1 protein-coding gene is annotated in these 236 nt (G+C 66.9%); it reads right to left on the bottom strand.

All coding sequences use genetic code 11. The features are described 5' to 3' along the window. Nucleotides 1–194, bottom strand: a 194-nt coding sequence (locus tag KVT37_RS32900; protein WP_217579096.1) for a hypothetical protein, incomplete at its 3' end; no start/stop codon positions are given. Nucleotides 195–236: the final 42 nt, after the last annotated feature.

Below are 236 nucleotides of genomic sequence, written 5' to 3'. Positions count from 1 at the left end.
GACTCTCCCAGCGCCACGCCGACGCGCCATCCGCTTGCGTGGACCTTGTCCAATCGGAACGTGCTTCGCGTGCCGTGCTCGGCCGGACGCGTGACGGCCACCCCTTTCGGACCGCCTGCTTTCAGCGAGGGCACGTTGATATTTGTCACCGCACCCTTCTCGGCGATTCCGCGGTCGAAAATGTCTTCGACCAAGCCGGCGCAGATCGCCGCGGAGCCCGCCGTGTCCCGCCCGAA

This window comes from Mesorhizobium sp. GbtcB19 (genome assembly GCF_019091085.1).
Lineage (GTDB): Bacteria > Pseudomonadota > Alphaproteobacteria > Rhizobiales > Rhizobiaceae > Mesorhizobium.
Note: the sequence above shows the minus strand (reverse complement) of the source record. Positions and strands in the feature narration are given on the sequence as shown.